The organism is Achromobacter sp. T5-5, assembly GCF_055397965.1.
Map to the genome: position 1 here is coordinate 2,713,110 of NZ_AP027919.1, position 24,021 is coordinate 2,737,130.

Here is a 24,021-nt window from a genome sequence, read left to right on the forward strand (position 1 = left end):
CCGGCCCCGTCCAGCCTCTCTCAATAACCCAGCTTGCGCGGCAGCCACAGCGCCAATTCAGGAAATGCCAGCACCGCCACCAGCACCAGGAACATCGCGCCCAGCAGCCATACCACCCAGCGCACGGTCGATTCCATCGGCACGCGCGCGATGCGGCACGACACCATCAGGTTCACGGCCAGCGGCGGGGTGAACTGGCCCAGCGCCACCTTCAAGGTCAGGATCACGCCAAACCACACCGGGTCCCAGCCGTAGGCATTGGCGATGGGCATGAGCAGCGGCACGAAGATCAGGAAGATCGAGATGCCGTCCAGGAACATCCCCACGGTCATGAGCAGCAGGATCAGCAGCGCCAGCACGCCCCACTCGCCCAGGCCGGAATTGACGATGGCGTGGGTGATCGGGTCGATCACGCTGAGCGTGGACAGCGCCCACGCGAAGATCCCGGCCAGCGTCACCACCAGCATGATCACGGCGGACAGTTCGGCGGCTTCGCGCAGGATGGTGTACAGGTCGCGCAGCTTGATCGTGCGGTGGATGAAACCGCCGACGAATAGGCCATAGAACACCGCGACGACCGCGGCCTCGGTGGGCGTGAACCAGCCCAGCCGCATGCCGCCCAGGATCAGCACCGGCGCGGCCAGGCCCCAGGACGCGTCGCGCAGGCTCTTCCAGAAGGGCGGGCGGGGCAGGTGCGCTTCCAGCGCGCCCATCTTGTACTTGCGCGACAGCCACACGGCCGGAATGATCAGGGCGAAGCCCGCCAGGATGCCGGGCACCATGCCGGCGGCGAACAGGGCCGGCACGGAGGCGCCGGGCACCAGCACGGAATAGATGATGAAGGCCACCGACGGCGGGATCAGGATGTCGGTGGCGGCGCCGGCGGCCACCACCGAGGCCGAGAACGAGCCCGGGTAGCCGGCGCGCGACATGGCGGCGATCATCACCGCGCCGACCGCGGCGGCGCACGCCGGACCCGAGCCCGAGATGCCGCCCAGGAACATCGCCACCGCGATGGACACCAGGGGCAGCATGCCCGGGCCGCGCCCGACGATGGCGATGGCAAAGTCCACCAGCCGCTTGGCCACGCCCGAGCGGTCGAAGATGGAGCCCACCAGCACGAACATGGGAATCGCCAGCAGCGGGTACTTGGCCAGGCCGGCATAGAAATTCTGCGGCACGGTCAGAAGGCCATACCAGGGCGTGTCCAGGTTGGTCAGCACGATCGCCACCGTGCCGCCGATGCCCAGCGCCACGCCGACGGGCACGCCGATCACCATCAGGACGATGAAGACGGCAAAGAGGATGACGGCGATCATCGCAGGGCTTCCTGGCCCGCGCCGCGAGCAAGGCGGCGCAACGTGCCGATCGTGCGTAGCGAGATCGCCGCGGCCATGACCGGCAGCCAGATCGAATACCACCAGGTCGGCACGCCGATGGCCGGCGAGGTTTCCTCGTAGATGTACTCGTCCAGCACCAGTTTCACTGACAGGACGGTCAGCATCACAAAGAAAGCCAGCACGCAGCCATTGGAGATCAGCGCCAGGATGCGCTGGCGGCGCGGCGAACCCGAGTCGGCCACGATCTCGATCCGGATGTGGTGATTGCGCACGAACGCCACGCTGCCGCCGGCCATGGTCAGCACAATCAGCAGGAACACCGAAATCTCTTCGGTCCAGGCGAAGGACTGGTCGGTGAAGTAGCGCACCAGCACATTCAGGAAGGTAATGATCGCCAGCGTCGCCAGCAGGATGACGGCCAGCCAGTCCTCGATGGCCAGCGGCACCTTCACGGCGGGTTCTGTTTCTGCGGGGATGATCGGTTCGACGGGCTCGGCGGGGGCTTCTGAGCGGGACATGTGAGGCAACGGCCAGCGCGCATGGGGCGCTTTTCTTTTGTTGGATAGGGTCGCTGCATCCTACCGTCGCGTCGCCGGGGCCGGTCTTCGTGTTTTCCCGCAATGCGGGGCCGCTGCAACATGCTGCATTGCATCAAGCAGCCGCCGATGAACCGCGACCGCCATGAGGCGGGAAGGGACGAACTTGGCGCCCAAACCTCGATATTGCTTTGCACCATGAGGGTGCAAACGTCCCGGAATTCTTTTGTAACAATGGCCAGATCGGGCCGGCGGGGCCGCCGATGAAACTCGGCTCCGGGAAAACCCCTTAAACGGGTAAAATCCCATCTTTGCACCCCTCTTTATACGGCGCCCGCATCGTGTCCCTAGTTCAGCATCTGCCTGGTTCCTCCGTCCTGTCCTCCTTTCGACGTGATCGCCTCCTGGCGCAATTGAAGGAAGCCGGCCTGCCGGTGGCCGACATATCCGCCCGCTACGAGCACTTCGTCAGCACCGACGCCGCCCTGACGGCCGAACAGCAGCAGCAACTCACCCAACTGCTGGACTACGGCACGCCCAGCACCTCCGAGGCGCCCGCCAAGAGCGTGTCCCTGCTGGTGATTCCGCGCCTGGGCACGATCTCCCCGTGGGCCAGCAAGGCCACCGACATCGCCCACAACTGCGGCCTGTCCTCGGTGCATCGCATCGAACGCGGCGTGCGCTACGTCATCACGCCCGAGCGCGGCCTGCTGGGCGCCAAGTCCCTCGACGACGCCATGCTGGCGCGCGCGGCCGACTGCCTGCATGACCGCATGACCGAAACCGTGGTGGACGCCAGCTTCGACGGCCAGGCGCTGTTCCAGCCGCTGGCCGGCAAGCCGATGCGCACGGTCGACGTGCAGGCGCGCGGCGCCCAGGCCCTGGTTGAAGCCAATACCGCGCTTGGCCTGGCGCTGTCCGACGACGAAATCGAATACCTGGCCAAGTCCTTCACCGACCTGGGCCGCGACCCCACCGATGTCGAACTGATGATGTTCGCGCAGGCCAACAGCGAACACTGCCGCCACAAGATCTTCAACGCCCAGTGGGTGATCGACGGCCAGGAACAGCCCAACACGCTGTTCGGCATGATCCGCGCCACGCACAAGGCGCAGCCTCAGGGCACCGTGGTCGCCTATTCGGACAACGCCGCCATCATGGAGGGCGGCCCCGCGCAGCGCTTCCAGGCCGGCGTGCCGGGCGTGACGGGCGAGGGCGCCGACGGCGCCAAGTACATCCGCCGCGACACCACCGTCCACACGCTGATGAAGGTGGAAACCCACAACCACCCGACCGCCATCGCCCCGTTCCCCGGCGCGTCCACCGGCAACGGCGGCGAAATCCGCGACGAAGGCGCCACCGGCCGCGGTTCCAAGCCCAAGGCGGGCCTCACGGGCTTTACCGTGTCGCACCTGCGCTTCGACGACGCAATGCAGCCCTGGGAAGCCGACCACCACGGCCTGCCCGAGCGCATCGCCTCGCCGCTGTCCATCATGATCGACGGCCCCATCGGCGGCGCCGCGTTCAACAACGAATTCGGCCGTCCCAACCTGCTGGGCTACTTCCGTTCGTTCGAGCAGACCGCCGGCGGCACGCGCTGGGGCTATCACAAGCCCATCATGATCGCGGGCGGCCTGGGCAGCATCGACGCGGGCTTGACCCACAAGGACGTCATTCCGCCCGGCGCGCTGCTGATCCAGTTGGGCGGTCCCGGTTTCCGCATCGGCATGGGCGGCGGCGCCGCGTCCAGCATCAGCATGGGCAGCAACTCGGCCGAACTGGACTTCGACTCCGTCCAGCGCGGCAACCCCGAAATCGAACGCCGCGCCCAGGAAGTCATCGACCGCTGCTGGCAGCAGGCCGAGAACAACCCCATCATCGCGATCCACGACGTGGGCGCGGGCGGCCTGTCCAATGCCTTCCCAGAACTGGTCAACGACGCCGGCCGCGGCGCCATCTTTGATCTGAAGCGCGTGCCGCTCGAAGAGTCGGGCCTGTCGCCCGCCGAGATCTGGAGCAACGAATCCCAGGAACGCTACGTTCTGTCGATCCTGCCGAAGGACCTGGAACGCTTTGACGCCATCGCCCGCCGCGAACGCTGCCCGTACGCGGTGGTGGGCGTGGCCACGGAAGAGCGCCAACTGCGCGTGGTCGACGGCGAAGGCCTGCCCGGCCTGGACACGATCCGCCCGCAAGGCGACGCCGAAGTGCGTCCCGTGGACGTGCCGATCGACGTCATCCTGGGCAAGCCGCCGCGCATGACGCGCGACGTCACCCGCCTGCCCGGCGTGTCCGAGCCCCTGGACCTGGCCGGCATCGATCTCACCGAAGCCGCCTACCGCGTGCTGCGCCACCCCACGGTCGCCAACAAGTCCTTCCTCATCACCATCGGCGACCGCACCGTCGGTGGCCTGTCCAGCCGCGACCAGATGGTCGGTCCGTGGCAGGTGCCGGTGGCCGACTGCGCCGTCACGCTGGCTGACTACGAAGGCTTCCGTGGCGAAGCCATGTCGATGGGCGAACGCACGCCCATCGCCATGCTCGACGCCCCGGCCTCGGGCCGCATGGCCGTGGCCGAAGCCCTGACCAACCTGGCCGCCGCCGACGTGGCGCGCCTTGAAGACATCAAGCTGTCCGCCAACTGGATGGCCGCCTGCGGCGTGGCAGGGCAGGATGCCGCGCTGTACGACACCGTGTCCGCCGTCAGCGAACTCTGCCAGGCCACCGGCCTGTCCATTCCGGTGGGCAAGGATTCGCTGTCCATGAAGACGTCCTGGGAACAGGACGGCGAGCAGCGCCAGGTCGTGGCGCCGGTGTCGCTGGTCATCACGGCGTTCGCGCCCGTGGCCGACGTGCGCGCCAGCCTGACTCCGCAGTTGCGCACCGACGCGGGCGACAGCGTCCTGATCCTGGTCGACCTGGGCCGTGGCCGCCACCGCATGGGCGGCTCGATCCTGGCGCAGACGTACAACCAGGTCGGCCAGACCGTGCCGGACATCGATGCGCCGCAAGACCTGCGCGCGTTCTTCGTTACCATCCGCACGCTGGCCGAAGCCGGCACCATCCTGTCCTACCACGACCGCTCCGACGGCGGCCTGTTCGCCACGCTGGTCGAAATGGCCTTCGCCGGCCGCACCGGCATCTCGGTGAACCTGGACATGCTGACCTTCGATCCGCAATCGGCGGATTGGGGCGACTACAAGATCCGTCCGGAACAAGTCGCCGTGCAGCGCGACGAACTCACCCTCAAGGCCCTGTTCTCGGAAGAGGCGGGCGCCGTGATCCAGGTGCCGGCCTCGCAGCGCGACGCCGTCATGCAAGTGCTGCGCGGCGCCGGCCTGTCGGCCCACTCGCACGTCATCGGCGGCCTGAACGGCGCCGACGAGGTCGAGTTCTACCGCGACGGCAAGAAGGTCTGGAGCCAGCCGCGCGCCGACCTGGGCCGCGCCTGGTCCGAAGTGTCCTACCGCATCATGGCGCGCCGCGACAATCCCGCGTGCGCCCAGGCTGAACTCGACGTCTGGAACGACACCAAGGATCCGGGCATGAGCCCCAACGTGTCCTTCGATCCGCAGGAAGACGTGGCCGCGCCGTTCATCAACACCGGCAAGCGCCCGCGCGTGGCGATCCTGCGCGAGCAGGGCTGCAACAGCCAGGTCGAAATGGCCTGGGCCTTCGACACCTCGGGCTTTGAAGCCATCGACGTCCACATGACCGATCTGCTGTCCGGCCGCGTGGACCTGGCGCAGATGCAGGGCCTGGTCGCTGTCGGCGGCTTCAGCTACGGCGACGTGCTGGGCGCCGGCGAAGGCTGGGCGCGCACCATCCGCTTCAACAGCAAGCTGTCCGACCAGTTCGCCGCGTACTTCGCGCGTCCCGACACCTTCGCGCTGGGCGTGTGCAACGGCTGCCAGATGATGGCCGCGCTTGCCCCGATGATCCCGGGCGCCGAATTCTGGCCGCGCTTCACGCGCAATCAGTCGGAAAAGTACGAGGCGCGCCTGTCCATGGTGGAACTGCCCAAGTCGCCCTCGATCTTCTTTGCCGGCATGGAAGGCGCCCGCGTGCCGGTCGCCGTGGCCCACGGCGAAGGCTATGCCGACTTCTCCCAGCAGGGCGACGCCGGCCGCGTGCTGGTCGCCGCGCGCTTCATCGACAACAACGGCCAAGCCACCGAAGCCTACCCGTTCAACCCGAACGGCAGCCCGGGCGGCCTGACCTCGGTCACCACCGCCGACGGCCGCTTCACGGTCATGATGCCGCACCCGGAACGCGTGACGCGCAACGTCATGATGTCGTGGGCGCCGGAGAAATGGGGCAATGCGGACACGGGCGGCGCGTACAGCCCGTGGATGCGCATCTTCCGCAATGCGCGCGCCTGGTTGAAGTAAGCAAGCCGGCCGCGCGCCGGGGCTGTTTCGCGGCGACGCGGAGCCCACGCCCGACACACCCCGCCACCTGGGCCGACGCCCGGGCGGCGGGGTGTTTTCTTGGGCGCCGCCCACCGCCGCAGGCGGATGTAACCCAATGAGATATTTAACTTTTCATTTCATCGGGCCGTTAAAGGGATAGCGTTATGCAACCCCCGGAGTGGCTCCAATGTTCAAGAATTTAAGTATCCGCGCAATCCTGACGACCGCCCTGGGCGTCTTCTTCGCACTCTTTCTGGTGACCGGCATCGCGGTCTACCAGCAACTCACCTCCAACCGGACCTCCATCGAGGTGATGCTGGACACCAACCTGGTCCGCGCCAACGCGCTGGACGACGCGGCGTCGGACCTGCTGCGCGCCCGCGTGGTGCTGCTGGCGGCGCACAGCGCGCTGCTGGAAGGCAAGAGCCTGGACACCACGGCCAGCAACATGCAGCGCATGGACAGCTACGTCGCCAAGGCCACCAGCCAGATCGACGCCGCGCGCAAGCTGCCGGAAACGTCGCCGCAGGGCAAGCCCCTGTTCGAGGGAGCGCTGGCCGCCTACGACGTCTACACGCGCGAAGCCATCGTCCCGTTGATCGGCGCCATCCGCGCCGGCAACGCCAAGGAGGCCGGCCGCATCAACCAGGAAAAGGTCAGCCCGCTGGGCACCCAGTTCACCCAGGCCATCCAGAAGTATGTCGACTTCGCCGACGAGATCGGCCAGCGCGTGGCCCGCGAATCCGCCGCCCGCATCAACGTCGCGATCGTGGTCCTGATCTGTCTGCTGGCGGTGGTGGCGGCGCTGGTCGTGGGCCTGTACGTGGTCTTCGGCCGCGCGGTCTTCCGTCCGCTGCAGGAAGCCGGACGCCTGTTCGACCGTATCGCCAGCGGCGACCTGACCAACCGCATCGAACAGCGCGGCAATAACGAAATCGGCGTGCTGTACGCGGCCGTCAAGCGCATGCAGGACAGCCTGGCGCGCACCGTCTCGGCCGTGCGCCTGGGCGTCGAGGAAATCCATACCGGTTCGCGCGAGATCGCCGCGGGCAACATCGACCTGTCCTCCCGCACCGAGCAGCAGGCGGCCTCGCTGGAAGAAACCGCCGCCAGCATGGACGAACTGTCGTCCACCGTGAAGAACAACGCCGAAAGCTCGCGCAGTGCGGCGCAACTGGCGATGGCGGCGTCGGAAGTGGCCACGCGCGGCGGCCAGGCCGTGGGTGACGTGGTCGGCACGATGCGCGGCATCGCCGACAGCTCCCACCGCATTTCGGACATTGTCGGCGTGATCGACGGGATCGCCTTCCAGACCAACATCCTGGCGCTGAACGCCGCCGTGGAAGCGGCCCGGGCGGGCGAGCAGGGCAAGGGCTTCGCGGTGGTCGCGAGCGAAGTGCGCGCGCTGGCGCAGCGCAGCGCCGCCGCCGCCAAGGAGATCAAGACGCTGATCGACGATTCCGTGCAGAAGGTCTCGGTGGGTTCGGACCAGGTGGAAGCCGCGGGCGCCACCATGCAGGAAATCGTGGCATCGGTGCGCCGCGTGACGGACATCATCAACGAGATTTCCAGCGCCTCCGAGGAGCAGTCGCAGGGCATCGAGCAGGTGAACCAGGCGGTGTCGCAGATGGACAGCGTCACGCAGCAGAACGCGGCGCTGGTCGAGGAGGCCGCGGCGTCGGCTGCATCGCTGGAAACCCAGGCGCAGCGCCTGCGCGAGGCGGTGGCGGTCTTCAAGGTGCAATCGGGCCGCGTGATCGATGCCGACGCGCCCGCGCTGGAAAGCCGGGCTGGCGAACCGGCGCTCATCGGCGCCTGATCCATTCCATGAAAAAGCCGGCCATGAAGGCCGGCTTGCACATCCCGGGATCCCGGTGTTCCGGGCCCCCCGGCAAAGACCCCGCTGCGCAGCACGCCGGGGTCTTTTGCCTTTGGATTACTGGTCGAGCTGGATCTTGGCGTCGCTGGCGACGTGCTTCCACTTCTTCACGTCGCTGGCGATGACTTGCTGGAAGGCGTCCGACGAGCCGGCCACCACCGTGCCGCCCAGGCTGGCCATCTTGGCCTTCACGTCAGGCGCATTCAGCGCCTTGACCGAGGCGTCGTGCAGCTTCGTCTTCACGTTCTCGGGCAGGCCCTTGGGCGCCAGCAGACCGTTCCAGGCATTGGCTTCGTAGCGCGCCAGGCCGGCTTCCTTGAAGGTCGGCGTGTCCGGCAGTTCCGGTGAGCGCGCGTCGGCGGCGATCGCGATGGGGCGGATCTGCCCGCTCTTGATGTAGGGCAGGGAGGCCGGCACCGGTTCCCAGATCATCGACACCTGGCCGCTGATCACGTCCGTGAACGCCGGGCCTGCGCCGCGGTAGGCGATGTGCATGAGCTTGGCGCCCGTCATCGACTTCATCAGTTCCATCGCCAGGTTACCCAGGCCGCCCGCGCCGGAGGACGCATAGGTGTACTTGTCCGGGTGCGCCTTCGACTCCGCGATCAGGGCGTTCAGGTCGGCGGCGGGGAAGTCCTTGGTCACGCTCAGCACGCCGGGCACGGTCACCAGTTGCGTGATGGGGGTGAAGTCCTGGGACGCATCGTAGGTCAGGGTCTTGTAGACGGCCGGGTTGGTGCCGTGGGTGCTGGAGGAGGCCAGCAGGATGGTGTAGCCGTCGGGGGCGGCATCGGCGACGTAGCGCGTGCCGATGGAGCCGCCGGCGCCGGCCTTGTTCTCGACCACCACCGTGACGCCCAGTTCGGTGCCGAGCTGCGCGGCGAAGACGCGCCCGATGATGTCGGCGGTGCCGCCCGGGGCGAACGGCACGATCATGCGGATCGGCTTGCTCGGGTAGTCGGACTGCTGGGCCGATGCGCCGGCCGCCAGCGTGGCGCCGGTCAGCAACGCCAGCGCGATGGTGGTTTTCTTCAGGGTCATCTCTATCTCCACGAGAAGGTTAGTCGAGGCTGCGGTCCAGCCAATCGACGATCAATCCGGCAATGTGGTCGCTGTTGCGATCCAGCATGCAGAAGTGCGAGTTGCCGGCGATGCCGGCTGCGGGCAGGTCCAGCACGTCGGCGCGTTGGCCGGCCGCGCGCAGGGCATTCCAGTACGCATCGGTCTGGGCGCGATAGCGCTGCCAGGTGTCGTCCGCGTCGAAGTGGTCGCCCCAGACCAGTAGTTGCGGCGGCAACTGCCACGAGGCCTGGGCCGGCGTGCCGGTGGGTTCCACCGCCACGACGGCGCGCACGGTGGCGGCATATTCCTGGGCGAGCTGGGTGGCAAAGCCGCCGCCCTGGCTGTGCCCGATCAGGATGCAAGGCCCCACGAGGTCGAGCAGCGCGCGGTAGGCGTCCAGCGCCATGTCGCCGTGCGTCAGCCAGCGCGGGACGAATTGCTTGGAAAAGGTGTCGAAGGCATCGACCGGGAATTGCTGTCCCGGATACGCGCGCCGCGGTTCGCCCGCCGGCGCATAGCCGGAAGCCGGCCCGATGCGGAACAGGCGCCAGGCCTCCTCCTTGGAGCGGAAGATGGGCGCCGAGTCGTAGACCTGCGGGTACATCGCCCACGAGGCGCGGCCGCGCTCCGGCGCGTCGGACACGAACACGTCATAGCCTGCCTGCAGCAGCCGCCACAGCCAGCCGTCGCGGCCGTCGGGTGTGCTTTCCCATTGGGCGCCCGTCATGCCGCCGCCGTGCCACAGCAGGATGGGGTAGGGGCGGGTGGGCTGGGCCAGCCGGTATTCCTGCACATACAACTGGCCGGCGCTGTAGCCGCCATTCATGTCAATGAGGCGCGGCATCGCGTTGCCGACCACCTTCTGCTGCTGCATCGGCAATTCGCCGGCCACGAACTCGGCGCCGCCCAGGTAATGGCTGCGGATGGACTTGAGCAGGACGGGAGCGTCTGGCATAGGGTTTTCCAGAGGTGGACACGGGGATCTTAGTTGCAAGGTGTTTCCACCTTGTGCAAAATGCGCAATCTCTGTGCTGAATGGGCACAGACGATGAGCCGACGATAAACAGGGATCCAGCCCCGGCAGACAGGTGGCGGACCCGAGGTGGAGGAAGACACGTGGACATCAAATGGCTGGAGGACTTCGTCGCGCTGTCGAAGTCGCGCAACCTGTTCCAGGCCGCGGAGGCGCGCAGCGTGACGCACCCGGCCTTCGGGCGCCGCATCAAGGCGCTGGAGGAATGGGCCGGGGTGCCGCTGGTCGAGCGCGGCCACCAGGTGTCGACGTTGAATGCGGCCGGGCGCAGCCTGCTGGCCGCCGCCATCGACGTGCTGGACATCCTGCGCGAAACGCGCGAAGCGCTGCAAAAGCCGGAGCAGGAACGCGCCCGCAAGATCGTCATCGCGTCAGGCAAGACGCTGGCGCATTCGGTGCTGCCGGGGCTGATGGCCGGTGTGCAGCGGGGCCTGCCGGCGTTCCAGTTGAAGGTGATCACCACCACGCTCAACTACGGCGTCGACATGCTGCAGGACGGCGAGGTCGATTTCCTGCTGTGCCATGCGCACGAGCCGCTGTACGCCAAGATCGACAATCCGAACTACCGGTGCCGGCGCGTGGGCGCCGACAAGCTGGTGGCGGTCAGCGCCCCGGTCGCGCCTGGCGGCCACCATCCCCGGTATGCCGTGCCCAAGCTGGCCTCGGACCCGCCCGTGCCATTCCTGGCCTATGCCGACAGCATGTCGCTTGGCCGCATCCTGCACGACAAGCTGCGCGGACTCTGCGAGGTGCCGCTGCTGCAGACCATGTACGAATCGGACCTGGCCGACGCGCTGCATGCGATGGCGCGCCAGGGCTTCGGCCTGGCGTGGCTGCCGCACACGCTGGTCGATCCGGACCTGCGCGATGGCACGCTGGTGCGCGCCGACGGCGCGCGCAACGACATCCATATGGAGATCCGGCTGTACCAGTCGGTGGGCAACGCCAAGCCGCTGGCGCGCGAGGTCTGGAGCCGCGTCGAGGCCTACGCGGCGCGGTAGCGGCACCGGTTTGGCCGGGGCCGGTCCTTCATGGGGACAAAAGATGCCAGCCGCCCCGCGCAGGCATAAAATAGCCGTTTGCCCCTTTCCCGCACACACAGGAAGCCAGCGCCATGAACGCACGCATCCCCGAAGACGCATTGCCGCCCACCCTCGATCCGAAAGCCCTGCAGGACTTTGTGGACGACAAGTGGGACAACGAGATCATCCCCGCGCTGACCGACTACATCGCCATTCCCGCCAAGAGCCCGGCCTTTGACGCCGACTGGGAAAAGAACGCTTTCATCGAGCGCGTGGTGCGCGATGCGGCGCAATGGGTCGAAGCGCAAAAGGTGTCCGGCCTGAAGCTTGAAGTGGTGCGCCTGCCGGGCCGCACGCCCGTCATCTTCTTTGACGCGCCCGCCACCCGCAGCGACAACGGCGACACCGTGCTGCTCTACGGTCACCTGGACAAGCAGCCCGAGTTCTCGGGCTGGCGCGCGGGCCTGGGCCCGTGGACGCCCAAGTACGAAGACGGCAAGCTCTACGGCCGCGGCGGCGCCGACGACGGCTATGCCGTGTACGCCTCCCTGACCGCCATCATGGCGCTGGACAAGCAGGGCATTCCCCGTCCGCGTTGCGTGGGCATCGTCGAAACCTGTGAAGAGTCGGGCAGCTACGACCTGCTGCCCTATGTGGACGCGCTGCGCGACCGTCTGGGCAACGTGGCCCTGGTGGTCTGCCTGGATTCCGGCGCCGGCAACTACGACCAGCTCTGGATGACCACGTCGCTGCGCGGCATGGTGTCGGGCACGCTGGAAGTCCAGGTGCTGGATGAGGGCGTGCACTCGGGCGACTCCAGCGGCGTGGTGCCGTCGTCGTTCCGCATCCTGCGCCATCTGCTGGACCGCCTGGAAGACAGCGCCACCGGCCGCCTGCTTCCGCAAAGCCTGCATTGCGAGATCCCCGCCGAACGCATCGAGCAGGTGTCCGCCACCGCCCGCATCCTGGGCGACGAAGTCTGGCGCCGGTTCCCCTGGAGCTGCGGCGCCGACGGCGGTTTCGTGCTGCCCATGACCACCGAACCCGAACAGGCGCTCCTGAACCGCACCTGGCGTCCGACCCTGTCGGTGACCGGCGCGGAAGGCCTGCCGCCGCTGTCCAGCGCCGGCAACGTGCTGCGCCCGCGCACGGCGTTCAAGCTGTCGCTGCGCCTGCCGCCGCTGGTGGACGCCGTGGCCGCCTCGCAGGAAATCAAGGAACTGCTGGAAGCCGACGCGCCCTACAACGCCAAGGTCATCTTCAAGGCCAACGAGGGCGCCGCCACCGGCTGGAACGCCCCGGCCACCGTGCCCTGGCTGACGCAGGCGCTGGACGCCGCCTCGCAGCAATACTATGGCGCGCCGTGCGGCTACATCGGGCAGGGCGGCACCATCCCCCTGATGAGCATCCTGCAAAAGGGCTTCCCGCAGGCGCAGTTCATGGTCTGCGGCGTGCTGGGTCCCAAGTCCAACGCGCACGGCCCCAACGAGTTCCTGCACGTGCCCTATGGCAAGAAGTTGACGGCAGCGGTGGCCCAGACCATGGCGGCGATGCCGGCATGATTTCCACCTCTGATGCCTACGCCAATGTGGTCGAGGAAACCCGCCACTGGCTCAACCAGGCGGTGATCGGCCTGAATCTTTGTCCCTTCGCCAAAGCGGTTCAGGTCAAGGACCAGATCCGCTTTGCGGTCAGCGACGCCACCGATGCCGAGGGCGTGCTGACCGACCTGCAGGACGAACTGGCGTTGCTGGCCGAAACCGATCCCGAAAAGATCGACACCACGCTGCTCATCATCCCCGACGCGCTGGACGACTTCCTGGAGTTCAACGACTTCGAAGATCTGTCCGACCGCCTGCTCAAGCGCATGCGCCTGGTGGGCGAGCTGCAGGTGGCCACGTTCCATCCGCAATTCCAGTTCGCCGACACGCAGCCGGACGACATCGAGAACTACACCAACCGCTCGCCGTATCCGATCCTGCACCTGTTGCGCGAGGACAGCATCGACCGCGCCGTGGAGTCCTTTCCGGACGCGGCCGAGATCTACGAGAAGAACATCGGCACGATGAACAAGCTCGGCCTGGATGGCTGGAAAAAGCTGATGACCCGTTCCTGACCGGCCCCGCCCGCGCCGGCCCGCGGGCGGTTTCCGGACACGTTCCCTAAATATTTTCTGGTTATATAGGTACGGATTTTTTATACCGGTGCCGGGCGCTGCCGTGCGCCTGCGCAGCGTCATTCTGAGGGGAATAATGGTGCGCCGAGGCCCTGCTGGTCATACCAGCCATACGGCGCAGAAAAATTTCACGAAACTTACGGCAAGGGTTTTCCCCCTACGTCCCCACCCTGTTTGCCGCTAGCATCCCCCCCGAAAATCAATAAGCGCGACAGTTTGTTACCCGCAGGATCGCGCGTCGGGGCTCCACCAATCCGTCCCGGAATCGAGAGAACTTTACCCAAAGTTGGAGAGACTAGATGCAACGCCGTTCCTTTCTGAAAAAAGCCACCCTGGGCGCTGCCGCCGGCGGCGCGACCCTGGCGGCGCCCGCCATTGCCCAGGAGGCCCCCACCCTGAACTGGCGCCTGGCGTCCAGTTTTCCGCGTAGCGCGGATGCCATCTTTTCCGGTGGCGAAAGCGTCGCCAAGTACGTGTCGGAAGCCACGGGCGGAAAATTTTCCATCCGCGTGTTTCCCGCAGGCGAAATCGTTCCGGCCCTGCAAGTGCTGGACGGCGTCCAGAACGGCACGATCGAATGCGGCCACAGCGCGTCGTACTACTACTACGGCAAGGACCCCGTCCTGAGCTTTGACGCGGCTGTTCCGTTCGGCCTGAACACGCGCCAGATGAATTCGTGGATGCGTCACGGCGACGGCCTGACGCTGATGCGCGAAGTCTTCAAGGCCTACAACATCGTCAACTTCCCCTGCGGCTACACCGGCACGCAGATGGGCGGCTGGTTCCGCAAGGAAATCAAGACCGTCGACGATCTGAAGGGCCTGAAGTTCCGCGTCAGCGCCTTTGCTGGCGCCGTGCTTTCGCGCCTGGGCGTGGTGCCGCAGCAGATCGCCGGCGGCGACATCTACCCGGCGCTGGAAAAGGGCACCATCGACGCGGCCGAATGGATCGGCCCCTACGATGACGAAAAGCTGGGCTTCAACAAGGTTGCCCCGCACTACTACTACCCGGGCTGGTGGGAAGGCACGCTGCAGGTGTCGCTCTACGTCAACCAGGACGCGTACAACAAGCTGCCCAAGCAGTACCAGGCCATCCTGGCACAGGCCTCGGCCGCGGCGACCAACGACATGATCGCCAAGTACGACGCCGAGAACCCGGCCGCGCTGCGCCGCCTGATCGCGCAGGGCGCCAAGCTGCAATCGTTCCCCAAGCCGGTGATGGACGCGTGCTACGCCGAAGCGGTCAAGCTGTACGAAGAAATGGGCGCCAAGAACCCTGCCTTCAAGAAGGTCTACGAAAGCATGAAGAAGTTCCGCGACGACCAGCTTCCCTGGTTCCGCGTCGCCGAAGGCAGCTATGACAGCTACATGGGCACGATCAACCGCGGCAAGTAAGCGGCCACTGGTCTTGCCGGCGCGCGCGGATGTGCCGCATCCGCGCGCGCTTGTCGGTTCTCTCCTCTCCCGAGTTGCATATTGACCGCGCGCCATGCGCCGCGCGGTCCCGGAATCCAACATGAATGCCCTTCTAGCCCTATCCCGGTTGATCGATGCGATCAACACGGTGGTCGGCCGGTGCGTGACGTGGCTGACGCTGGTCGTCGTCGTGGTCAGCGCAGGCAATGCCATCATCCGCAAGACATTCCAGACCAGTTCGAACGCCTGGCTCGAATTGCAGTGGTATCTGTTCGGCGCGATCTTCCTGCTCGCCGCCGGCTACACGCTCCTGCGCAACGAACACGTGCGCGTGGATGTGCTGTCTTCGCGGCTGTCGCGCCGCAAGCAGATCTACATCGACATCTTCGGCGTCATCTTCTTTCTCATGCCGGCCTGCCTGCTGATCACCTATCTGTCCTGGCCGGTGTTCATGGACTCCTTCCTGACCAACGAGCAGTCGTCGAACACCGGCGGGCTGGTGCGCTGGCCGGTGAAGCTGCTGATTCCGGTTGGCTTCGGCCTGCTGGTGCTGGCGGGGTTGTCGCACCTGATCAAGTGCATCGGTTTCCTGATGGGCAAATGCCCGGACCCCGGCGCCCGTCCCACCGAGATGTCGGCCGAGGAAGCCCTGGCCCTGGAGATCGCGGAAGAAGCGCGCCAGCGTGAAGAACGCGCCCTGGGCGCGCACCGCGCGGAAGGGCCCGGCGGCAGCCGCGACAAGAACGGACAGGACGGACGCTGACCATGGAATTTCTGACTGCAAACATGGCCCCCATCATGTTCGCCACGCTTGTGGCGTTCCTGCTGCTGGGCTTTCCGGTGGCGTTCGCGCTGGCCGCCAATGGCATTCTCTTTGCGCTGGTGGGCATCGAACTCGGCCTGCTGAACGTCGCCTTGTTCCAGGCATTGCCGCAACGCATTTTCGGCATCATCGCCAACGACACCTTGCTGGCCGTGCCATTCTTTACCCTCATGGGGCTGGTGCTGGAAAGGTCAGGCATGGCCGAGGACCTGCTGGAGACCATCGGCCAGTTGTTCGGCACCGTGCGGGGAGGGCTGGCGATCGCCGTGGTCTTCGTGGGCGCGATGCTGGCGGCCACCACCGGCGTCGTGTCGGCGTCGGTGATCTCGATGGGCCTGATCTCCCTGCCCATCATGCTGCGCTACGGCTACGACCGCAGGCTGGCAAGCGGCATCATCGCCGCCTCCGGCACGCTGTCCCAGATCATTCCGCCGTCGCTGGTGCTGATCATCCTGGCCGACCAGTTGGGCCGTTCCATCGGCGACATGTACCGCGGCGCCATCGTGCCGGGTTTCATGCTGGCGGGCACGTATGTGCTGTTCGTCGTCATCATGTCGTACATCCGGCCGGGCTCGGCGCCGGCGCTTCCCGAGGAGGCGCGCTCGTTCCGTGAAGACAACGGCACGCGCGGCGGCCGGTCCCTGCTGGTGCTGATGGTGATTTCGGCGCTGTCGGCGTACTTCGTCGGCCAGTACATCGAAACCGACACGGCGCCCGTGGACGAGCAGATCGTGCTGTCGCTCCTGATCTGGGGCCTGACCGCCTTCATCATCGCCGGCGTCAACAAGGTGTTCAAGATCGGCATGCTCTCGGCCCTGGCCGAGCGCGTGACCTTCGTGATGATCCCGCCGCTGTTCCTGATCTTCCTGGTGCTGGGCACGATCTTCATCGGGGTGGCGACGCCCACCGAAGGGGGCGCGATGGGCGCGGTGGGCGCCATCATCATGGCCCTGGTCCGTGGCCGCCTGACGCTGAACCTGCTCAAGCAGGCGATGGACACCACGACCAAGCTGTCGACCTTCGTGGTGTTCATCCTGGTGGGCTCCACGGTCTTCGGCCTGACCTTCCGCGGCGTCAACGGCGATCTGTGGGTCGAGCACCTGCTGGTCAGCCTGCCGGGCGGCGAGCTGGGCTTTCTCATCGCCGTCAGCGTGCTGACGTTCGTGCTGGCGTTCTTCCTGGACTTCTTCGAACTGGCCTTCATCATCGTGCCCCTGCTGGGGCCCGTCGCCGACAAGCTGGGCATCGACCTGATCTGGTTCGGCGTCCTGCTCGCGGTGAACATGCAAACCTCGTTCATGCATCCGCCCTTTGGCTTTGCGCTGTTCTATCTGCGGTCCGTCGCGCCCAAGGACCGGTACAAGGACAAGGTCACGGGCAGGATGATCGAACCCGTGACGACGGGGCAGATCTATCGCGGGTCCATTCCGTTCATCGTCATCCAGCTGGCGATGGTCGTCGCGGTGATGGCGTTCCCCGGACTGGTCATGCACTACAAGAGCGATGAGGTCAAGGTCGATGCGACCAAGGTGAAAATCGAGGTGGACACGTCTTACGGGACCAGCACCTATGGCAACGACGATCCGGGAGCCGGCTTCAAATAGCAGGCGATCCGCGGGCATGCTGCACAGGCATGCCCGATAGGAACGGAAAGCAGGTGTGCACGTCAGGTGTGCACGTCAGGTGCGCACCACAGGGAATGCCGGCAGCGATGCCGGCATTTTCATTTGGGGATATCCCTAAATGGCACCCGCGTTGTATCGCATACAGAATACCGTCACCGTGACGGCATCCGCCCGTCAGGTGGCCTGTGTGCCCGTTGCCTTGTTCGGAGAATCGAATGCGTATGTCCCGCCGCCGCGCCCTGGGCGCGCTCGCCGCCTTGCCGCTGATTTCCCGCCCCGCCTGGGCCCAGCAGAACGCCTTTCCCACGCGCCCGGTGCGGCTGCTGGTGGGCTTTGCGCCCGGCGGCCTGACCGACATCGCCGCCCGCGCGCTGGCCGAGCGCATGGGCAAGACGCTCAAGCAGAACGTCGTCGTCGAGAACCGGCCGGGCGGGCAGGCCATCATCGCCACCGTCGCCGTCGCGCGGGCCGAGCCGGACGGCTACACCCTCGGCTTTGCCGGCACCAACGGCATGATCCTCAATCCCTTGCTTTACAACAACCTGCCGTACCAGCCCTCGGACTTCAAGCAGCTCGGATCGATGGGCAAATCCCCCATGCTGCTGATCGTGCATCCCGAACTGGGCGTGAACAGCGTGCAGGAATTCGTCGCGCTGGCCCGCAAAAAGCCCAACGACATCACCTGCGCGCATGCCGGCCGCGGCGTGATCAACCATCTGGCGCTGCTGCACTTCCAGTCCAAGACCGGCACCCAGTTCCAGGACGTGCCCTACAAGGGCAGCGGTCCCGCGCTGCTGGACCTGATGGCGGGCACCGTGCAAAGCACGTTCGACTTCCCCACGTCGGCGCTGCCCCACATCAAGGCGGGCAAGGTCAAGGTGCTGGCCGTCACCTCGGACAAGCGGCTGTCCAGCCTGCCCGACGTGCCCACCATGAAAGAAGCGGGTGTCGACGACTTCGAGCTTTACACCCGCATGATGATCTCGGGTCCGGCGGCCATGCCCGCCGACGTGGCCAGGACGCTGGAGCACGCCGTGCGCGAGGGCACGCGCGACCCCAGCCTGGTGCAGCAGTTCGCGGAGCAGGGCGTGGCCGTCGAGTTCACCTCGTCGGCGGACCTGGACAAGGTCATCGCCGACGAATCGGCCATGTGGGCCCAGGTCATCAAGGCCAACAACGTGCCCAAGACGGACCTGAAGGCTTGAGGCCGCGGCGGCCAAGGAGACGACTGTGACCCAGCCCCGCATCACGGTAACACCCGAACGCGCGCTGATCGACGTCGAGCGCGACATCCGCATCGAAGGTTTTCCCGCCTACGCCTTCATTACCGTCACGGCCAGCATGCGCATGTGCGGCGCGACGTGGCGCTCGGAGGCCGTCTTCGTGGCCGGGCACGACGGCCGCCTGGACCTGCGCCGCGACTGCCCGGTGTCGGGCTCTTATGCCGAGCCCGCCGCGATGGGCATCGTCTGGTCCATGATGTGCCAGGACATGGACCAGGTGGTGTTTCCGCCCGACAGCACCGACGCGCTCACCGTGCACCTGCACGCGACGAACGGGGCATTGTCGGCCGACGCCACGTTGATCCAGGAGTTCCTGGCGGCCGGCGTCACCCACCGGTCCGTGCGTGAAGAGGTGGACGGCATGATGCTGTCCGGCGAGCTCTACGTCCCGGCCGGTCCCGGCCCGCATCCGGCCGTCATCTACATGAACGGTTCGTCGGGCGGCGTCAATGCGCCGCGCGCCGCGCTCTTTGCCGCCCGCGGTTACCAGTGCCTGGCGCTGGCGATCTTCAACTACGAAGGGCGGCCGAAATACCTGAACGATATGCCGCTCGAATACTTCGAGTCGGCGCTGAAATGGATCCGCAGATCCCTCCAGCCGCGCGATGGCTTCGTGGCGGTGTCGGGGATCAGCCGGGGCGGCGAGACCTCCCTGCTTGTCGCCTCGCATTTTCCCGACCTGGTGAGCGCCGTCGTCGCCTATGTGCCGTCGCCCGTCATGCATGGCGTGGTAAGCGCCGGTTCGCCCGGAACGGGGCGCGACGCCCAGGTCTGGACCCGCCATGGCGAACCGCTTCCGCACCTGTGGCAGGACAACGCCACGGCAGACTGGAACGCCGCGTATGCGTCCGAGCCGCCGTATCGGCAGACCCTGGCGTTCCTGAGCGCCACGCGCGATGCCTCGGCATTCGAGCGGGCGCGCATCCCGGTCGAAAACTATCCCGGTCCGGTCATGCTGGTCAGCGCGTCGGATGACGGCTTCTGGCCCAGCACCGCCTATTCGGAAATGGTGGTGCGCCAGCGCCAGGCGCACGGGCTGCCGACGTTCCACTACGTGTGTGCAGGGGCCGGCCACCACGTCCACTATCCGTGCCTGCCCGCCACGCTGATCAACAAACCGCACGCCATGTCGGGCCTGCTGCTGGATGCGGGCGGCACGCCGTCGGCGAATGCGGCGGGCAATGAGGGGTCGTACCGGGCGGCGCTGGACTTTCTGGCGCAGGCGCGCCAGAGGCAGGGCGCGGTCGAATAGCCCTGGCAGGGCGGCCCGCACCGATCAGTTCCGGCGCACCGCCTCGACCTGGATCTTCAGCTTCACTTCGGGCTTGAAGCCCATGTCCAGCCCGAAGTCCAGGCCGAAATCCTTGCGGCTGAATTCCGTGGAGGCGTCGGCGCCGCAGACCTCGCGCTTGACCATCGGGTGGTCGATGCACTTGAAGTCGTCGATCTCCAGTTTCATCGGGCGCGTGACGCCGCGCAGCGTCAGGTCGCCCGTGGCTTCTTCGGGTTTGTCGCCGTCGAATTTGGTGAACTTGCCCTTGAAGGTGGCGGTGGGGTACTTGGCCGCGTTGAAGATGTCTGGGGCGACCGCATGCTTATTCATCTCGTCATGGCCGAAGTCCACCGAGCCGATGTCCACGGTGACCTCCAACGTGCCCGTGCGCGCCTGGCGGTCCAGCACGACCACGCCGCTCGATTGGTTGAACTTGCCGCGCCAGGTAGACAGGCCGCCGAAGTGGTCGGCCTCGAAGCTGGGGTAGGTGTGCGAGGGATCCAGGTCATAGGTGACCGGCGCGGCGGTTGCGGCGGTCACGGCGGCGGTCAGCGCCAGCGCGCCGGCGCCCAGCAGCAGGGACGGGATCAACTTCATTGCGGCTCCTTGTGGATGGCGTTCAAGCCACGCTGGGGCAGGCCGCCAGCGTGCAGCGAAAGCACGACAATAACATTCAGTGCATTGTCAGGAACCCGGCCTAAATCAAAAAGGCAGGGGGAGCCCGCGTACCCCGTTCCCTCGTATCAATCCGCCTTGCCCAGCCAGGTTGCCTACTCGTCGTTCGCCCATTCGACTTGCACGCCGAGGCTGCGCAGGTTCTCGACAAATTGCGGATGGGCGCGGCGGATCGGGGTGGCGTTGCGGATTTCGGAGCGGCCTTTGATGCTGCTGGCCACCATGAAGAGCGCGATCGCCACGCGGATGATGTAGGGGCTTTCCACCACCGCGGGCGTCAGCGGATTGCCGCCGAAGGTCACCACGCGGTGCGGGTCCGACGAGAACACGTGCGCGCCAAACTTCGAGAGCTCGCCCGTCCAGCCCAGCGCGCCGTCGTAGACCTTGTTCCAGAACATCGCATTGCCTTCGGCGCACACGCCCAGCGCAATGAAGATCGGCAGCAGGTCCACCGGGAAATACGGCCAGGGCGCCGCCTCGACCTTGGTCAGCACATTGCTGGTGAAGGGCGTCTGCACCTTCAGCGGCCCCGAGCGCAGCGCGCGCGACCATCCGTCCTTGTGCTCGATCGTCACGCCGAACTTGGCGAACGTGCGGTCGATCAGGGGGAAGTTGCCCGGCGTGCTGTTGCGCACCACCACGTCGCCGCCCGTGATCGCGCCCAGCGCGAGGAAGGTCGTGATCTCGTGGAAGTCTTCCTCGAAAGTGAATTCGCCGCCGCCCAGTTGCTTGCCGCCCCGCACCGCCAGGCGCGACGTGCCGATGCCGTCGATCTCGGCGCCCATCATCGCCATGAAGCGGCAGAATTCCTGCACGTGCGGCTCCGAGGCCGCATTGGTCAACGTGGACTCGCCCTCGGCCGCGGCCGCGCAAAGCACGAAATTCTCGGTCGTCGTCACGGACGCATAGTCCAGCCAATGGTGCGTGGGCTTGAGCGGGCCGCCCGCGCGAACCAGCAGCGACCCGCTGGCGCGTTCCACCTCGCCGCCAAACGAGCGGAAGATGTCCACGTGCGGATCGATCTCGCGCACGCCCAGCGTGCAACCCTTGACGTTGTCCTCCAGCCGCGCCACGCCAAAGCGCGCCAATAGCGGCGGTACCAGCATGATCGACGACCGCATCTCCTCGGGCAGCCGGTGCTTGGCCGCGTCGAAAACCGTGTTCTTGTGATGCAGTTCCAGCGTGCGCGTCGCGTCGTCCAGCCGGACGTCGCTGCCCAGCGTGCGGAAGATGTCCAGGATCTTGCGCACATCGGTGATGTCCGGCACCCCATGCAGTTTCAGCGGCTGATCGGTCAACAGCGTGGCGCACAGGATCGGCAGCACCGCGTTCTTGTTGGCCGAGGGGACGACGCGGCCGCGCAGGGGCGTGCCGCCGTGGACGATGAGGTTGGACATGGGGATGGACGCGCCAGGAAAGAAATAGGGGAGAGCGCCGCGATTGTACTGGGGTCTCCCGGGCGCCATTCCCCACCAAACACCCCAAGACATTTCAATCTGAAAGCGCCCGCGGCACCCGGGCGTCTGCGAATGTCGCCGCGCGGCATTGGCCAGCGATCGTCAGGGTCGCGTCGTCGCTGCGGCCAACGGGGACACGGTATTCGGGTTTTCACATATATGGACAAATACGATAATTATAAATATTATTCTTGCACATAAAGCGGAAGGCGTTCCGACGCTGCGATCCGCTGGGCCGTACGGGTGAAACCTCAGCATTACCAGACGAAGGCCTTCACACAGGAGGAGGGGAAATGGAAGCTACCGCAACTGCACCACGTTCTTCATCGATGTCAAAAAGGGACAAGCGCGTCATCGTCGCTGCGTCCCTTGGCACGGTGTTCGAGTTCTACGATTTCTTTCTGATCGGGCTTCTTGCCGCCGAGATCGCTCGCGTGTTTTTCTCGGGGGTGAATCCGACGGCGGGATTCATCTTCACGCTGCTCGGGTTTGCGGCGGGTTTCATGCTTCGCCCGTTCGGCGCCATCGTCTTTGGCCGACTGGGCGACCTGGTGGGGCGCAAGTACACGTTTCTCGTCACCATCGTGCTGATGGGCGGCTCCACGTTCTTGATCGGCGTGCTGCCCTCCTACGAGTCGGCCGGTCTCATCGCGCCAATCGGTTTCGTCGTGATGCGCATGGTCCAGGGCCTGGCGCTGGGCGGGGAATTCGGCGGAGCCATGATCTACGTCGCCGAGCATGCCCCGACGAACAAGCGCGCAACCTGGACGGCGTGGGTGATCCTGACGGCCGCGGTCGGTTTCCTGCTGGCAGTGGCCGTCATCATCCCGCTTCGGCTCACCATGGGACAGGAGACATTCGCCGCATGGGGCTGGCGCATTCCGTTCATCATCTCCATCTTGCTGCTTCTCATCTCGCTGTGGATCCGCCTGAAGCTGGACGAGTCTCCCGAGTTCAAGAAAATGAAGGCGGAAGGCCGCGCGTCGAAGTCCCCGCTTGCCGAGACCTTCGGCACCTGGAAGAACGTACGCCTCATCCTGATCGGCGCGCTGTGCATCCTGCCAGCGCAGGCGGTGCTCTGGTATACGGGCCAGTTCTACTCGCTGTTTTTCCTGACCAAGGTGCTCAAGGTCGAAACGCTGACAGCGAACTTCATGTTGATCGTCGCGACGCTGCTTACCGCGCCACTCTACATTGTCTTTGCCAATCTTTCAGACCGCATCGGCAGACGTCCCGTCTACATCGGCGGTTACGTGCTCGCGGCGTTGCTGACGATTCCGGTTTTCCAGGGGCTGACGCATTTTGCCAACCCCGCGCTGGAACGCGCCCAGCAGGCCGCGCCTATCGTGATCGCGGCAAATCCGGCTGATTGCTCGGTCCAGTTCAACTTGCTGGGAACGAGGAAATTCACGTCGTCATGCGACGTTGCAACCAATGCCATGACGACGCTGGGGCTGAACTATACGAGCACGCCAAACACGAACACGAACCTTGCCGAAATCCGGGTAGGCGACAAGGCGATCGTGTCTTATCGGGGGGACGCCTCGAATGCGGCGCAGGAAAAGCAACGGTTCGATGCCGAGTTGCGCGCCGCGCTTGTCGATAAAGGCTACCCGCTTGGCACCGCCAATCCCCAGGACGTCAATGCCCCCGTCATCGTTGTGCTGCTGATGGTGCTGCTCAGTTTCGGAACCATCACATTTGCCCCGTCCACGACATCGCTGCTGGAAATGTTCCCGTCGCGCATCCGTTACACCGCAATGTCTTTTCCGTACCACCTGAGCGCGGCCTGGTTCGGCGGATTTCTGCCTGCGACGGCCTTCGCGATCGTGGCGGCCACGGGAAACATCTACGCGGGCTTGTACTACCCGGTAGGCATTGCGGCGGCCTGCACGGTGCTGAGCCTGGTGTTCGCGCGCGAAACCAAAGGGACGGACATCTCCCGAGGGTGAAGGCAACGGCCGAATGCCGGATTGCAGACTTACCCAGGACGAGACATAGAGAAGGAGA

The 24,021-nt window shown here is 66.0% G+C and carries 17 protein-coding genes; 11 read left to right on the forward strand and 6 right to left on the reverse strand.

The genetic code is table 11. The features are described 5' to 3' along the window. Positions 1-20 precede the first annotated feature (20 nt). Together ACZ50Q_RS12260 and ACZ50Q_RS12265 are read right to left on the reverse strand one after the other, a co-directional pair. Positions 21-1,319, reverse strand: a complete 1,299-nt coding sequence (locus tag ACZ50Q_RS12260; RefSeq protein ID WP_092578590.1) for a TRAP transporter large permease — start codon at positions 1,317-1,319, stop codon at positions 21-23. After that, entirely contained in the window at positions 1,316-1,858 is a 543-nt protein-coding gene (locus tag ACZ50Q_RS12265; protein WP_464081658.1) for a TRAP transporter small permease, read from the reverse strand. Before ACZ50Q_RS12265 ends, ACZ50Q_RS12260 begins: the two co-directional genes overlap by 4 nt. A gap of 359 nt (positions 1,859-2,217) precedes the next feature. On the opposite strand from ACZ50Q_RS12265, the gene purL reads away from it, so the two are divergent. Both purL and ACZ50Q_RS12275 read left to right on the forward strand, forming a co-directional pair. Further along, positions 2,218-6,267, forward strand: coding sequence for a phosphoribosylformylglycinamidine synthase (purL, locus tag ACZ50Q_RS12270; protein WP_464081659.1), 4,050 nt, complete (start codon positions 2,218-2,220; stop codon positions 6,265-6,267). Between the two features lie 208 nt (positions 6,268-6,475). Beyond that, the gene (locus ACZ50Q_RS12275; RefSeq protein WP_464081660.1) at positions 6,476-8,107 is read left to right on the forward strand and encodes a methyl-accepting chemotaxis protein; all 1,632 of its coding nucleotides are present in this window, start codon (positions 6,476-6,478) and stop codon (positions 8,105-8,107) included. A gap of 117 nt (positions 8,108-8,224) precedes the next feature. Here ACZ50Q_RS12275 and ACZ50Q_RS12280 read toward each other — a convergent pair whose 3' ends face one another. Continuing rightward, on the reverse strand, positions 8,225-9,208 hold the full coding sequence (locus ACZ50Q_RS12280) for a Bug family tripartite tricarboxylate transporter substrate binding protein (RefSeq protein WP_092578574.1): 984 nt from the start codon (positions 9,206-9,208) through the stop codon (positions 8,225-8,227). Positions 9,209-9,227: 19 nt separating this feature from the next. Further along, complete coding sequence (locus ACZ50Q_RS12285) at positions 9,228-10,184, reverse strand: alpha/beta hydrolase (protein WP_464081661.1); 957 nt, start codon at positions 10,182-10,184, stop codon at positions 9,228-9,230. A 161-nt stretch (positions 10,185-10,345) separates the two neighbouring features. Between ACZ50Q_RS12285 and ACZ50Q_RS12290 the strand changes: the two genes are divergently transcribed. From ACZ50Q_RS12290 to ACZ50Q_RS12325, 8 genes are all read left to right on the forward strand, one after another. Then, positions 10,346-11,263 (forward strand): LysR family transcriptional regulator, encoded by a 918-nt coding sequence (locus tag ACZ50Q_RS12290; RefSeq protein ID WP_092578570.1) that lies wholly within the window; start codon positions 10,346-10,348, stop codon positions 11,261-11,263. Positions 11,264-11,376: 113 nt separating this feature from the next. After that, a complete protein-coding gene (locus ACZ50Q_RS12295) occupies positions 11,377-12,846 on the forward strand; it encodes a M20 family metallopeptidase (protein ID WP_092578568.1) in 1,470 nt (489 codons plus the stop codon). After that, the gene (locus ACZ50Q_RS12300; RefSeq protein ID WP_076520472.1) at positions 12,843-13,400 is read left to right on the forward strand and encodes a DUF1415 domain-containing protein; all 558 of its coding nucleotides are present in this window, start codon (positions 12,843-12,845) and stop codon (positions 13,398-13,400) included. The genes ACZ50Q_RS12295 and ACZ50Q_RS12300 overlap by 4 nt, the downstream gene beginning before the upstream one ends. Before the next feature lie 359 nt (positions 13,401-13,759). Next, positions 13,760-14,854: a TRAP transporter substrate-binding protein gene (locus tag ACZ50Q_RS12305; RefSeq protein WP_092578566.1), complete on the forward strand. Its 1,095-nt coding sequence runs from the start codon at positions 13,760-13,762 to the stop codon at positions 14,852-14,854. 121 nt (positions 14,855-14,975) lie between these two features. Beyond that, positions 14,976-15,638: a TRAP transporter small permease subunit gene (locus ACZ50Q_RS12310; RefSeq protein ID WP_076522063.1), complete on the forward strand. Its 663-nt coding sequence runs from the start codon at positions 14,976-14,978 to the stop codon at positions 15,636-15,638. A gap of 2 nt (positions 15,639-15,640) precedes the next feature. After that, positions 15,641-17,302, forward strand: a complete 1,662-nt coding sequence (locus tag ACZ50Q_RS12315) for a TRAP transporter large permease (RefSeq protein ID WP_092578564.1) — start codon at positions 15,641-15,643, stop codon at positions 17,300-17,302. 236 nt (positions 17,303-17,538) lie between these two features. Beyond that, positions 17,539-18,528, forward strand: a complete 990-nt coding sequence (locus ACZ50Q_RS12320; RefSeq protein WP_076520475.1) for a Bug family tripartite tricarboxylate transporter substrate binding protein — start codon at positions 17,539-17,541, stop codon at positions 18,526-18,528. A gap of 25 nt (positions 18,529-18,553) precedes the next feature. Beyond that, the gene (locus ACZ50Q_RS12325) at positions 18,554-19,858 is read left to right on the forward strand and encodes an acyl-CoA thioester hydrolase/BAAT C-terminal domain-containing protein (RefSeq protein ID WP_464081662.1); all 1,305 of its coding nucleotides are present in this window, start codon (positions 18,554-18,556) and stop codon (positions 19,856-19,858) included. A 24-nt stretch (positions 19,859-19,882) separates the two neighbouring features. On the opposite strand, the gene ACZ50Q_RS12330 is transcribed toward ACZ50Q_RS12325, so the two are convergent. Together ACZ50Q_RS12330 and ACZ50Q_RS12335 are read right to left on the reverse strand one after the other, a co-directional pair. Further along, the gene (locus ACZ50Q_RS12330; RefSeq protein WP_464081663.1) at positions 19,883-20,476 is read right to left on the reverse strand and encodes a YceI family protein; all 594 of its coding nucleotides are present in this window, start codon (positions 20,474-20,476) and stop codon (positions 19,883-19,885) included. 173 nt (positions 20,477-20,649) lie between these two features. Continuing rightward, complete coding sequence (locus ACZ50Q_RS12335; RefSeq protein ID WP_464081664.1) at positions 20,650-21,951, reverse strand: UDP-N-acetylglucosamine 1-carboxyvinyltransferase; 1,302 nt, start codon at positions 21,949-21,951, stop codon at positions 20,650-20,652. 353 nt (positions 21,952-22,304) lie between these two features. Between ACZ50Q_RS12335 and ACZ50Q_RS12340 the strand changes: the two genes are divergently transcribed. After that, the gene (locus ACZ50Q_RS12340) at positions 22,305-23,963 is read left to right on the forward strand and encodes an MFS transporter (RefSeq protein WP_464081665.1); all 1,659 of its coding nucleotides are present in this window, start codon (positions 22,305-22,307) and stop codon (positions 23,961-23,963) included. The last annotated feature ends 58 nt before the right edge of the window (positions 23,964-24,021 follow it).